This is a genomic window from Paenibacillus nanensis, from assembly GCF_003583765.1.
Taxonomy (GTDB): domain Bacteria; phylum Bacillota; class Bacilli; order Paenibacillales; family Paenibacillaceae; genus Pristimantibacillus; species Pristimantibacillus nanensis.
In genome coordinates this window covers 85856-98717 of sequence record NZ_QXQA01000019.1, presented here as the reverse complement: position 1 = coordinate 98717, position 12862 = coordinate 85856, and the positions used below count along the sequence as shown (strand labels likewise).

Genomic DNA, 12862 nt, shown 5'->3' with positions numbered 1-12862 from the left:
GCCATCTGCCCATAGGATAGACGAAGAGGTGATTGACCTATGAAGCAAGGGGACCTGGTCGTCCGCAAATCGTACGGCGGTGACGTGTTGTTCCGTGTCGAAGAAGTACGCTCCTATTTCGCCGTCCTAAAGGGCACGGATTACCGGCTGCTGGCGGACGCGCCAATTCCTGATCTATCGATCGTACGAAATCCCGAAGAAACGCGAGCCGCGCAGCAAGTACGCATCAAAGTGAACGAATCGCTGGAGAAAATGCGAACCGATAGAGAACGGCAAATCTCAGACAACGATGAAGTGATCCGACTTACCGAGCAGCAGCAGAACGCGAATTACTTTGAAATGCCGGGCAAGGTGCTTCATCTGGACGGGGATAACAACTATTTGAAGAAGAGCATGCAGCTGTACAATTCGATGCATGTTCCTGCGCATGGCTTACATCTCCACGAATCGCAAATGGCGGATGTGCTGTATCGTCTGCTGCCGCAATTCAGACCGGACATTGTGGTCATTACCGGTCATGACGGCGTGCTAAAGAATCGGAGAGCGGGCGAAATCTACAGCCTGGCCAGCTATAAGAACTCGCAAAATTTTGTTAATGCCGTGCGGGTCGCTAGAGATTACGAAAAAAACAGGGATGGACTCATTGTCATCGCCGGAGCATGCCAATCGCATTTTGAAGCGCTCCTGCAAGCGGGCTCCAACTTCGCCAGCTCGCCTGGCCGCATCTTAATCCATGCGCTCGATCCGGTCTATATCGCCATTAAAGCAAGCTATACATCGATCCGTGAATCCATTAATCTGCAGGATGTTATCCATGGGACAATCAGCGGAATAGACGGCGTTGGCGGCATCGAGACGATGGGCCGGTACCGAATCGGCTTGCCGAAGCCCAAAGTCACATCTGGTTAAAGGATGTATAAAAAGTAAAATATAGGCAAAAACTATCGTTGCTTGGCCGATTTTTAAAAAATGGGCGAAAACACCGTTGACAAGAGAAATATTTGACTGATATAATATTTTGCTTCATTTGACAAATCCTCTTTTCTTGGTTATAATGGACAAGGAAAGAGGTGGTAGCTGACAATGGCAAAAAATGCGCTGTTGGATATAAAACGCAGCTTGGAAGCTCATGTAGGCTCCAAGATCCGTCTACGGGCAAACGGTGGTCGCCGAAAGACCATTGAACGGACCGGGACGCTGGAAGAAATCTACCCTTCTGTGTTCATTGTCAAGCTGGATGAGGAGCAGCACGCCTTCAAGCGTGTGTCCTACAGCTATGCGGACATCCTTACAGAATCTGTAGAAGTGACCGTGTGCAATGATGAGGGTCAAGTACGCATCGCTTTTCAACAATAGAATCACATTCGTTTTCACCCATGGCGCAGAGAGAACTCTGCGCCTTTTTTCTGCGGTTGGGAGGTCCTCGGCCCGCGCATAATCCCATTCAGGCGACACATACTAAGCAATGTACGGTCATCCTAGGCTTAGGCTTGTCATCATGAGTAATGGAGGGAATACAGATGAGTCGCAGAAGGCGAAGCGTTATGTCGGAGCAGCTGAAATATGAGCTGGCGAAGGATTTAGGCTTTTACGATACGGTTCAGCAAGAAGGCTGGGGAGGCATCAAGGCGAAGGATGCCGGCAACATGGTGAAGCGGGCGATTCAGCTCGCCGAGCAAGCCGCTGCAAAGTCGCAGCAGCCTTAATACGCATGACAACAGGAAGCTAAATTCTGCGCGCTTCATTCCAGCGTCTGCAGGGTTTAGCTTTTATTGTATTCCTTTGTTATAATGGGGCTTAAGCTAAAGAGATGAACGGGTGAACTTATCGGATGAAAATTTATGAGAAGGCTCCGGCCAAAATTAATCTGCTGCTGGACGTGCTGCGTAAACGCAACGACGGCTATCATGAAGTCGAAATGATCATGACGATGGTGGATTTGGCGGACAGGCTTGAGATGGAGGAGCTGCCGCGTGATACGATCATTATATCGAGCCAGGTGGGGTATATTCCGCTCGACGAGAAGAATTTGGCCTTTCAAGCCGCAAGACTGATCAAAGAGCGTTACAACGTCAGGAAGGGCGTTTATATTCACCTCGACAAGAAGATTCCGGTAGCGGCGGGTCTCGCCGGAGGGAGCAGCGATGCGGCGGCTACGCTGCGCGGATTAAATCGCTTGTGGGGCCTTGGCATCTCGGAGGACGAGCTGTGCGACTTAGGCGCTGAGCTTGGTTCGGATGTACCATTCTGCGTAAAAGGCGGCACGGCGATCGCCAGAGGCAGAGGGGAGAAGCTCGAGCATATCGCTCACCCGCCGCAATGCTGGGTCGTGCTTGCAAAGCCTCCCATCAATGTGTCGACGGCGGATGTGTACGGCAAGCTGAGAGCGAATGAAATAACCCAGCACCCTTCAATCGCGAATATGAGAGACGCGCTGGAGAGAGGCTCCTTCCAAGACATGTGCGACGGACTCGGCAATGTGCTGGAGAACGTGACGCTTGAGCTTTACCCGGAGGTGCTGCAGCTGAAGGAAAGCATGATCCGCTTAGGCGCGGATGGCGTGCTGATGTCGGGCAGCGGACCGACCGTATTTGGGCTCGTATCGAAGGAAGCCAAGCTTCCTCGCATTTATAATGGCTTAAGAGGATTTTGTAAAGAAGTATACGTGGTAAGAATGCTTACATAGTGTTGACGTTGTTCTTGATTAAATCCGTATAAAAATGTTATATTGTCTTTATATTATTCGGATTTAGTGGGGGGAGAAGGCAGTGAAGAAATTAAAACGAAGCTCAAGGCTCGTCGAAATGACGCAATACCTATTATCTCGTCCCCACACGTTAATTTCGTTGACAGCATTTGCGGACCGTTACCAGTCTGCTAAATCTTCGATTAGCGAGGATTTAGCCATCATTAAAGAAGTCTTCGAAGAAGAAGGTATCGGCGAGCTGCAGACGCTGGCAGGGGCGGCAGGCGGCGTCAAATATATGCCGCAGATGAGAGAATCAGCTGCGCGCGCAATTATAGAAGAGGTATGTTTGAAGCTGGAGCAGCCCGATCGCGTGCTTCCAGGCGGTTATTTGTATATGACGGATATGCTCGGGCAGCCGGAGCTGCTGGCCGATGTAGGCCGCATGTTCGCGACGGCATTCTCGGATCGCAGGATCGATGTCGTAATGACGGTGGAGACGAAAGGCATTCCGCTCGCCTATGCGACAGCCGCGTGTCTGAACATTCCTGTCGTGATCGTTCGGCGCGATAATAAAGTGACGGAAGGCTCCGCCGTAAGCATCAACTACGTGTCCGGCTCCAATAAACGGATTCAGACCATGTCGCTTGCCCGGAGAGCACTGAAGGAAGAATCGCATGTTCTCATCATCGACGACTTCATGAAGGCGGGCGGAACGATACAGGGCATGATGGATTTGCTCTATGAATTTAAAGCGACGGTAGCGGGTGTCGGCGTATTCGTTGAATCCGGCGAGGTCGAGATGGAAGAGCGGCTGCTCGAGGATTACGTTTCGCTTGCGAAGCTGACAGCCGTCGATATGAAGACAAGACAAGCGAAGGTCGTGCTGGGCAACTATTTCAAAAACTAGAGAGGCAGGGATCATCACGATGGCGAACCCAAAACTGCAGGTCATTTCCACGACAGAAGCGCCGGCCGCAATCGGGCCGTACTCTCAAGCGATCAAGCTTGGCGGCTTGGTCTTCACATCGGGCCAAATCCCGCTGGACGCTTCCGGCGCACTTATTGAAGGCGGAATCGAGGAGCAGACGCATCAGGTGTTCCGCAATTTGAAAGCGGTGCTCGCGGAGGCCGGAGCAACGTTCCAGGACGTTGTGAAGGCGACGGTCTTTTTGAAGGATATGAATGACTTTGCGACGGTGAATGGGATTTACGCATCCTACTTCGGGGAGCACAAACCGGCCCGCTCGGCTGTTGAAGTGGCAAGGCTTCCAAAGGACGTTCTTGTCGAAATCGAGGTCATCGCATCGACTCCTGTCGAATGAAAACGAAAATAATTCATAGCCGAAAAAATATTTAAAATTTAGAAACTTTTTACCAAAAAACCAGAAGGAATTGGCACAAAAACGTGGAATTATACACCAAGTCTCAGATAGGCAAAGGTGGTGAACACAAGTGCAAATTACTGATGTCAGACTCCGCCGTGTAAATTCGGAAGGCCGTATGAAGGCGATTGCCTCCATCACCATTGACAACGAATTCGTCGTTCACGATATCCGTGTCATCGACGGCAACAATGGTATGTTTGTGGCTATGCCTAGCAAACGTACTCCGGATGGAGAATTCCGCGATATCGCTCATCCGATCTCTTCGACGACAAGAGAGAAGATTCAAGCTGCCGTATTGGCAGAATACGAGCGCGCGGCCGATGAAGTAGCAATTGAAGAAGGCGCTTAATAGCAGAGCTGTACAGCTTTGCGGCCAGATGGGAATGTATAGGAGAAGGGAGCCTAGGCTCTCTTTTCTTTTTTTGGAATATGATATATATTCATGTGAGTATTAAGAGCATGGTTTCGAAGTATGTTTTGCTTTCGCAAAACATTTCAGGAGGGTTACCGGAATGAAGAAAATAATGGCGATTGTTTTGGCTGCCGGTCAAGGCAAGCGTATGAAATCGAAATTATATAAAGTGCTGCATCCTGTCTGCGGCAAGCCGATGGTTGGGCATGTGCTGGATACGGTGAAGGAAGCGGCCAGTGAACGTACGGTTGTAGTAGTCGGCCATGGCGCGGAGATGGTGAAGTCCTATCTTGGCGATACCGCGGAGTTCGTGCTGCAAGAGCAGCAGCTTGGCACAGGTCATGCGGTGCTGCAGGCGAAGGAGCTGCTCGGCAGCGAAGACGGCGTGACGATCGTAATTTGCGGAGATACGCCGCTTGTGCAGGCATCGACGCTGCAGTCTATGCTGGAGCTGCATGAAGCAAGCGGAGCCGCGGCTACCATTTTGTCCGCTTCGTTCGAGAATCCGGCTGGCTACGGGCGGATTATTCGCGGCGAGGACGGAACGGTGCAGCGCATTGTGGAGCATAAGGACTGCACGCCGGAGGAAGCGAAGGTGCGGGAGATCAATACCGGCACGTACTGCTTCGATAACCGCAAGCTGTTCGATTCGCTCTCCAAGGTGACGAATCAGAACGCGCAGGGCGAATATTATTTGACCGACGTGATCGGGCTGCTGAAGGAAGCGGGAGAGATCGTGCAGGGGTACTGCACCGAGGATACGGCGGAGGCGATCGGCGTGAATGACCGTGTCGCGCTGGCGGACGCGGAGCGGTTCATGCGCGAGCGGATTAACCGCAAGCATCTGCTGAACGGCGTCACGTTGATTGATCCGGCAAGCACGTACATTGAATCGGGCGTGCAGATCGGCTCGGATACGGTCGTTCACCCGGGTACGGTATTGCGCGGCTCCACGGTTATTGGCGAAGATTGCGTCATCGGTCCGTCCGCGGATTTGACGAACACCGCCGTTCATAACGGCGCTTCAATTAAATATTCGGTTGCCGTGGACGCGGTTATCGGAGAGGGCAGCACGGTTGGCCCATACGCGAACCTCCGTCCGGGCTCGAAGCTTGGCCGCGATTGCAAAATCGGCGATTTTGTCGAGCTGAAAAATGCGACGCTGGACGACGGAAGCAAGGTCTCGCATCTCAGCTATGTGGGAGACGCCATTGTCGGCAAGGACGTCAACATCGGCTGCGGCGCGATTACGGTGAACTATGACGGCTTCAACAAAGCGGTCACGGAAATCGGCGACGGAGCGTTTATCGGCAGCAACGTCAATCTGATTGCGCCGGTGAAGATCGGAAACGGCGCTTATGTTGTAGCGGGCTCGACGGTAACGCAGGATGTGCCGGAAGGCGATCTGGCGATTGCCCGCGAGCGGCAAGTGAATAAGCCGGGGTACGCGGATAAAATTCGGGCGCGCGCGAAAGCGAAGAAGGAACGCTCGCAGAAATAAGGGAAGCGAATGACAGCGAAGCGGCTCAGGCAGCCTTGTGAGTAATTTTGTCCTCATATGGGTAAAGTGATATGGAATGTCAATTCTTCTTAGGAGGGTTCCATATGGCAATTGCAATGCGAGTCGAGCCGCGAACGCATACCACTAAGGGCGATCTGCGCAAGCTTAGGCAAAGCGGGAAGGTGCCGGGTGTCGTATACGGCAAGCAGCTGCCGGCGCCGGCGGCGGTCAGCGTCAACGAGAAAGAGCTGACTGCGCTGCTTCGGTCTCATCCGAACGCGGTGCTGGAGGTGGACGTTCCTGCCATTGGCGTCCAGTCGGTTATGGTATCGGACGTGCAGCGCGATTCCCTGACCCATAATCTGCTGCATGTCGACTTCCATCAAATTAATATGAACGAAAAGGTTCGCGCGAATATCCGGATCGAAACGACAGGCGATTCGACCGGCGTTCGCGAAGGCGGTATCCTTTCGCTTATTTTGCATGAGCTTGAGGTGCAGTGCTTACCGAACGATATCCCGGAAGTCGTCGAGGTCGATGTGAGCGAGCTGGAGATCGGCGCAAGCTTAACGGTCGGACAGCTTAAGCTGCCAAGCGGCGTAGAGGCGAAATCCGACTCGGAGCTTGTGGTCGTTACGGTGCTGGCGCCGCAGAAGGAAATTAGCGAGGCTGAGGCTGAAGCGCTTGAGGTCGAGATGCACGAGGCGGAGTCGCGTTCGGAGGAAGCGAAGCACGCGGAGATCGCGACAAGCACCTGATAGGCTGAAGGACAGAGCTGTCCTGGAAGGAGATCTCGCATCTGATCTGCTTTCGGGGCAGCTTTTTGTGCTTGGATAGCGCCCTTCGAGTATGCTACATTAAGGTGAAATACCGAAACATCGGAGGAGGACGACTAACGTGAAATGGATTGTGGGGCTAGGCAACCCGGGCACACAATATAGAGATACAAGGCATAACGTCGGTTTTATGGTCATTGACGAGCTGGCGAAGCGATGGGGCATCTCCGTTACGCAGAGCAAGTGCAAGGCGCTGGTCGGAGAGGGCAATGTCGGGGGCGTGAAGGTGGCGCTTATTAAGCCGATGACTTATATGAACTTATCGGGCGAATCGGTTAGAGCATTTATGGATTACTATAAAGCGGACTTATCGGATATGGTCGTCATCTACGATGACTTAGATACGGAGATCGGCAAGCTTAGGCTGCGTTATCAAGGAAGCGCCGGCGGACATAACGGCATCAAATCTTTAATTCAGCACTTGAATACGCAAACGTTCAACCGGATTCGGATGGGAATCTCAAGGCCGCAGCCAGGCGGCGTGATCTCCGATTACGTGCTGTCTAACTTCCCGAAGGCGGAGCGGGAGAAGCTGGCCGCAATGATCGAGCAGGCTTGCGATGCGGCGGAATTTGGACTTAAAGCGCCGTTCGAGGAGACGATGGCAAAGTTTAACCGCTAGGCCGTTAAATTAAGAAGAAGCCGGGCATACTGAAGGGTATAACAAACCTTCAGGAGGCATACATATGGCTGTAAACTATATATGCAGGCATTGCAAGACGTCGATTGGATCGGTGGCAGAGCCGTCTATAACCGAACAGCAGCTCGGTTTCCATTTCTTGACCCCCGAAGAGCGCAGCGATATAATAGCGTATGACTCAAACGGCGATGTGACGGTCAGTCTGGTTTGCGAGCATTGCAATGAAGCATTGAACTTGAATCCAGATCTCATGCTAGTCAACAATCCGCTGCAGTAAAATTGGATAGAAATATGCGAGAACAAGCTATGCCGCCTTCCGGGCCGGATGTAGCTGTTTTTGCGTGCTGCGGGTTTGCCTATCTGACTTATAAAAAATTGAAGGTCGTTATTGGCGATTAATCTAGCCCCTGCTACGAAGCAGGTTTGCTCGGCAAACCTGCGGGCGGTTCATCCTGAACTGTCCATGGTAGGGGTTTCTCATAGAAACGAGGTGCCGCAAACGTTGAAAGCGCTAATTCAAGCTTTTGCTGCGGATTCGGACGTCCAGTCCATCTTGTCCGGTATTAGCAAAGGGATGCGAGAGCAGATGATATCCGGGCTCGCCGGCTCTTCCCGCCAGGTGTTGATCGCAGCGCTGGAGGAAGCGGTGGAGCGTCCGATGCTTGTCGTGACGCATAATATGTTCTCCGCGCAGAAGATCGCGGAGGATCTGCAAGAATGTTTGTCCGCCGATAAGGTGCTGTTATATCCTGCGAATGAGCTGATGGCTGCGGAAGCGGCGATCTCGAGCCCCGAGACGCTGGCGCAGCGAATGGATGTGCTGATCAAGCTGTCCCAAGGCTACCGCGGGATTATTGTCGTGCCTTTCTCCGGCGTCCGGCGCTACCTGCCTATCAGCCGTGTGATGGCTGAGGCGCAAATCTCGGTAGCCGTCGGAGATACGATGCCGCTCGAAGACTTCCTCCGTCAGATGACGGCGCTTGGTTACGTGAGAGCCGACCGCGTGGAATCGAAGGGCGAAATGAGCGTACGGGGCGGCATCGTCGATTTTTATCCGCTCACAGCGGCGCTCGGTTGCCGAATCGAGTGGTTCGGGGACGAGATTGACTCGATCCGCACATTCGATCCCGCCGATCAGCGGTCGGCCGATCAACTGAAATCATATGTAATTCCGCCATGCCAGGAAATTATCGCCGATGCCGCAAGAATGACGAGCGCGGCGAATCATGCGAGCTCGCTGCTGGAGAAGCAGCTGGAGAAAATGACGGATCGAACGGCTAAGGACCGTCTGCGCTCGGAGCTTGGCAGCGAGCTTGAACGGCTGAGAGAGCATGTCTATTTTCCGGAAATCTATAAATATATCTCTCTTCTCTATCCCGAGCGGCAGACGATTATGGATTATATGCCTAGCGATACGCTGCTCATCCTGGATGAACCGACACGCCTCATTGAGACAGCGAAGCAGCTGGAGCGGGATGAGAGCGAATGGTCCCTTCATCTGCTGCAGAACGGCAAGTCGCTGCCCGGACTGGCATTAGCCCGCGATACGGAGGAAATTCTCCATCACCGGCCGTTTCCTACCCTGTTTTTATCCCTGTTTTTAAGGCAGATTCCGCACAGCCAGCCTCAGAACATTATCAATATGACAAGCCGTTCGATGCAAAATTTCCATGGGCAGATGAACGTGCTCAAGTCGGAGATGGAGCGCTGGAAAAAGATCGGCGCGAAGGTGATGATGCTGGCGGGCAGCGCGGAGCGGATGGATCGGATGCGGCGCGTTCTGGACGATTACGGCATTGAACCGCCGATGCTGCTGGAAGGCAACCTGCAGCAGGGCTTCGAGCTTCCCTCCTCGCACCTTGTCGTGATTACGGAAGGCGAAATGTTCACGCAGAAGCAGCGGAAGCAGCGCCGGATCGATAAGAAGATGGACAATGCCGAACGGATCAAAAGCTATACCGAGCTGAAGGTCGGCGATTATGTCGTGCATCATAACCACGGCATTGGCAAGTATGTCGGGATCGGCACGCTCGAAATCGGCGGCATTCATCGCGACTATCTGCATATTCTATATGCGGGCGGCGACAAGCTGTCGGTGCCGATCGATCAAGTCGATCTGATTCAGAAGTATGTCGGCAACGAAGAGAAAGAACCGAAGATCAACAAGCTGGGCGGCACCGAGTGGACGAAGGCGAAAAGCAAGGCGAGGGCATCCGTTCAAGACATTGCGGATGACCTGATTAAGCTGTACGCGCAGCGCCAATCGACGCCGGGTTACGCCTTTAGCAAAGATACAACCTATCAGCAGGAATTCGAAGCGATGTTCCCCTATGACGAGACCCGGGACCAGCTTCGCGCGATTGAAGAGATTAAGAGAGATATGGAGAAGCCGCAGCCGATGGACCGCTTGCTCTGCGGCGACGTAGGCTACGGCAAAACAGAGGTGGCGGTTCGCGCGGCGTTCAAGGCGGCAATGGAAAGCAAGCAAGTAGCGGTGCTTGTCCCAACGACGATCCTGGCGCAGCAGCATTACGAGACGTTCCGCGAACGCTTCGCCGGCTATCCGATTAACGTGCAGGTGCTCAGCCGGTTCCGCTCCCGCAAGGAGCAGAACGAAACGATGAAGGGGCTGAAGAACGGTACGGTGGATGTCGTCATCGGGACGCATCGCCTGCTGTCGCAGGATGTCCAATTCAAAGCGCTTGGCCTGCTCATCGTGGACGAGGAGCAGCGCTTCGGAGTGTCCCATAAGGAGAAGCTGAAGAAGCTGAAAACGAATGTGGACGTGCTGACGCTTACGGCGACGCCGATCCCCCGGACGCTGCATATGTCCATGCTGGGGGTCCGTGATTTATCCGTCATCGAGACGCCTCCGGAGAACCGGTTCCCGGTTCAGACCTATGTCGTGGAATACAGCCCGGCGCTTGTGCGGGAAGCGATCGAGCGCGAGCTGGCGAGAGGCGGCCAGGTCTACTATTTGTACAACCGCGTCCAGGGCATCTACCAGATGGCGGAGGCGATCAATGCGCTTGTGCCGGACGCCAGGGTGACGGTCGGCCATGGCCAAATGTCGGAGCAGGAGCTGGAGAAGACGATTCTGGACTTCCTCGACGGGGAATCCGATGTGCTTGTCAGCACCAGCATCATTGAGACAGGCGTCGATATCCCGAACGTCAATACGCTGATTGTGCACGATGCGGACAAGATGGGCCTGTCCCAGCTGTATCAGCTGAGAGGACGGGTTGGCCGTTCGAACCGGATCGCGTACGCGTATTTCACGTACCAGCGGGACAAGGTGCTGACAGAGGTGGCGGAGAAGCGGCTTCAGTCGATCAAGGAATTTACGGAGCTGGGTTCCGGCTTCAAAATCGCGATGCGGGACTTGTCCATCCGCGGCGCAGGCAACCTGCTTGGCGCCGAGCAGTCGGGCTTCATCGCTTCCGTCGGCTTCGACATGTACTCGCAGATGCTGGCGGAGGAAATCGCGAAGCGGAAAGCGGAGATGGAAGGCGTCGAGCCTGCGGAGGAGAAGCAGGTCAACACCGTCATCGACATCAGCGTCGATGCTTACCTGCCATCCGACTATATTTACGACAGCATTCAGAAGATTGAAATTTATAAAAAGGTCGCAGCGGCTCGGACGTTCGAGGAAACCGACGATCTGATCGACGAGCTGATGGACCGCTTCGGCGATCTGCCTCAGGCGGTCAGCAATCTGCTAGCCGTTGCCAGACTGAAAATTTACGGCATGCAATATGGGATTGAATCGATCAGCCAGAAGGGCGACGACTTGATCTTCCGGTTGTCCGATGCGCAGAAGGGAAAGGTCGACCGCAAAAAAATCGATCAGCTGTGCCTCAAGATGGAGAACCGGTTCAAGCAAAGCGGCGAGCAAGAGTCGCCGCAGACCATACTGCTCCGGGGCAAGGGCCTGAACATGGAGCAGAAGCTCCACTTGGCGGAGAAGTTTTTGGAGGCTTACGGCGAAGCCGTCGTGAAAAAGGAAGAGCTTCAGAACGCATCGTCATAGCCAGGATTCGCTTTTCGGTCCCCCGATCTGCTACAATACGAAATAACGATATCTGAAAGGGGATTCACGCATGTTTCAAAGGACACGTAAATCGGCATGGCGCAGAAGCGCGTTGCTGATCGCTTCAGCGGTACTAGCCATGACGATGCTGGCGGCTTGCGGAGGCAGCAAGGAGCATTCTCTTGAATTTAAGAATGTAAGCGGCGGCGATGTTGTCGCGACTTACAAAGACGGCCAGGTTACACAGGATGAACTGGACAAGTATCTCGACCTTTATGTGCTGGCGCAGCCTGCTTACGCGTCCGTCGTTGAGATTCCGGAATTTAAGGAAATGATTGTGGAGCAATATGTAGCGTACAAGATTCTGAGTTCGCAGGCTTCCGAGGAGTCCATGAAGGAAGCGCAGAAGCAAGTTGACGAGCAGATCGAACAGTACAAAGAATATAAAAAATCGGACGAGACGTTTGCGGCTGAAGTGAAGAACAGAAAGGTTTCCGATGAGGATATGGCGACATTCCTGCTCCTTAACACGGCTGCAGTCCTCCACATCAACTCGAAGGTAACCGATGAAGATCTGGCGGCAGCGTACGAAAGCACCAAGGCCGACTACGGCGTATATACCGTTCGCCATATCTTGGTCAAAACAACGGAGCAGGATACCGCAACGGGCGAAACGAAGGAGCTCCGCACGGATGAAGAGGCTTTGGCCCGCGCGAAAGAAGTGAAAGCGAAACTGGACGCCGGCGGCGATTGGAATGCGCTTGCGAAAGAATATTCGGATGACCCAGGCTCGAAGGACAAAGGCGGCCTTTACGAGAACGCAGTAGGCGGCAGCTGGGTGGAGTCGTTCAAGCAAGCGGCGTTCGAGCAGGAGCTTAACGTTGTCGGGGAGCCGTTCCAATCGGAGCATGGCTACCATGTCATGAAGGTCGAGAAGCGCGAGATTAAAACGCTGGACCAATTGACGGACGAGCAGAAAGAGCAAGTGAAGAACACAGCGGCGTACACGTACATGGAGAAATTTATGACGGACGAAATGCCGAAGCAGGAGCTTAAGGTTACGCTTCCTGAGCCGGAGCCGACCGACGACGCGGCGACGGAAGACGGAGCAGCCGGCAACGCGGAAGGCGATGCGGCGGCAGAAGAAGGCGCGGCGAACGATGGCGCTGCAAACGAAGGCGCTGCGAATGGAACAAACGCAGCCAAATAAGCAGGAATAGACATAAACCGTTTTTGTCAGCGGAAGCACCATGCTTCCGCCGGCAAAACGGTTTTTTGCTTTTGGATAGATTTCCCCCGTGTTGAACATACTAAAGCATCGCAAGGAAATTATAGGAACAGAAGGCTTCAGCTTCTATGGAGGTGAAGG

The 12862-nt window shown here is 53.5% G+C and carries 13 protein-coding genes; all 13 read left to right on the top strand.

The genetic code is table 11. The annotated features are described in order from the left end of the window. Nucleotides 1-39: 39 nt before the first annotated feature. Entirely contained in the window at nucleotides 40-909 is an 870-nt protein-coding gene (gene yabG, locus D3P08_RS23415; RefSeq protein WP_119602553.1) for a sporulation peptidase YabG, read from the top strand. Nucleotides 910-1083: 174 nt separating this feature from the next. Beyond that, a complete protein-coding gene (gene veg, locus D3P08_RS23410) occupies nucleotides 1084-1356 on the top strand; it encodes a biofilm formation stimulator Veg (RefSeq protein ID WP_116050072.1) in 273 nt (90 codons plus the stop codon). A 164-nt stretch (nucleotides 1357-1520) separates the two neighbouring features. Further along, nucleotides 1521-1706 (top strand): small, acid-soluble spore protein, alpha/beta type, encoded by a 186-nt coding sequence (locus tag D3P08_RS23405; protein WP_119602552.1) that lies wholly within the window; start codon nucleotides 1521-1523, stop codon nucleotides 1704-1706. A gap of 125 nt (nucleotides 1707-1831) precedes the next feature. After that, complete coding sequence (ispE, locus tag D3P08_RS23400) at nucleotides 1832-2686, top strand: 4-(cytidine 5'-diphospho)-2-C-methyl-D-erythritol kinase (RefSeq protein ID WP_119602551.1); 855 nt, start codon at nucleotides 1832-1834, stop codon at nucleotides 2684-2686. 82 nt (nucleotides 2687-2768) lie between these two features. Continuing rightward, nucleotides 2769-3596 (top strand): pur operon repressor, encoded by an 828-nt coding sequence (gene purR / locus D3P08_RS23395; RefSeq protein ID WP_119602550.1) that lies wholly within the window; start codon nucleotides 2769-2771, stop codon nucleotides 3594-3596. A 19-nt stretch (nucleotides 3597-3615) separates the two neighbouring features. Next, a complete protein-coding gene (locus D3P08_RS23390) occupies nucleotides 3616-4011 on the top strand; it encodes a RidA family protein (protein ID WP_119602549.1) in 396 nt (131 codons plus the stop codon). Nucleotides 4012-4141: 130 nt separating this feature from the next. Then, nucleotides 4142-4423, top strand: a complete 282-nt coding sequence (spoVG, locus tag D3P08_RS23385; RefSeq protein WP_087571183.1) for a septation regulator SpoVG — start codon at nucleotides 4142-4144, stop codon at nucleotides 4421-4423. A gap of 163 nt (nucleotides 4424-4586) precedes the next feature. Beyond that, nucleotides 4587-5987 carry a bifunctional UDP-N-acetylglucosamine diphosphorylase/glucosamine-1-phosphate N-acetyltransferase GlmU gene (gene glmU / locus D3P08_RS23380; protein WP_119602548.1) on the top strand — a complete coding sequence of 467 codons (1401 nt, stop codon included), beginning with the start codon at nucleotides 4587-4589 and terminating at the stop codon, nucleotides 5985-5987. Nucleotides 5988-6091: 104 nt separating this feature from the next. Then, nucleotides 6092-6745 carry a 50S ribosomal protein L25 gene (locus tag D3P08_RS23375; RefSeq protein WP_119602547.1) on the top strand — a complete coding sequence of 218 codons (654 nt, stop codon included), beginning with the start codon at nucleotides 6092-6094 and terminating at the stop codon, nucleotides 6743-6745. 139 nt (nucleotides 6746-6884) lie between these two features. After that, complete coding sequence (gene pth / locus D3P08_RS23370) at nucleotides 6885-7445, top strand: aminoacyl-tRNA hydrolase (RefSeq protein ID WP_119602546.1); 561 nt, start codon at nucleotides 6885-6887, stop codon at nucleotides 7443-7445. A 64-nt stretch (nucleotides 7446-7509) separates the two neighbouring features. Then, entirely contained in the window at nucleotides 7510-7740 is a 231-nt protein-coding gene (locus tag D3P08_RS23365; RefSeq protein ID WP_119602545.1) for an anti-sigma-F factor Fin, read from the top strand. 186 nt (nucleotides 7741-7926) lie between these two features. Further along, nucleotides 7927-11493: a transcription-repair coupling factor gene (gene mfd / locus D3P08_RS23360; RefSeq protein ID WP_119602575.1), complete on the top strand. Its 3567-nt coding sequence runs from the start codon at nucleotides 7927-7929 to the stop codon at nucleotides 11491-11493. Between the two features lie 70 nt (nucleotides 11494-11563). Continuing rightward, nucleotides 11564-12703 (top strand): peptidylprolyl isomerase, encoded by a 1140-nt coding sequence (locus D3P08_RS23355; protein ID WP_119602544.1) that lies wholly within the window; start codon nucleotides 11564-11566, stop codon nucleotides 12701-12703. The last annotated feature ends 159 nt before the right edge of the window (nucleotides 12704-12862 follow it).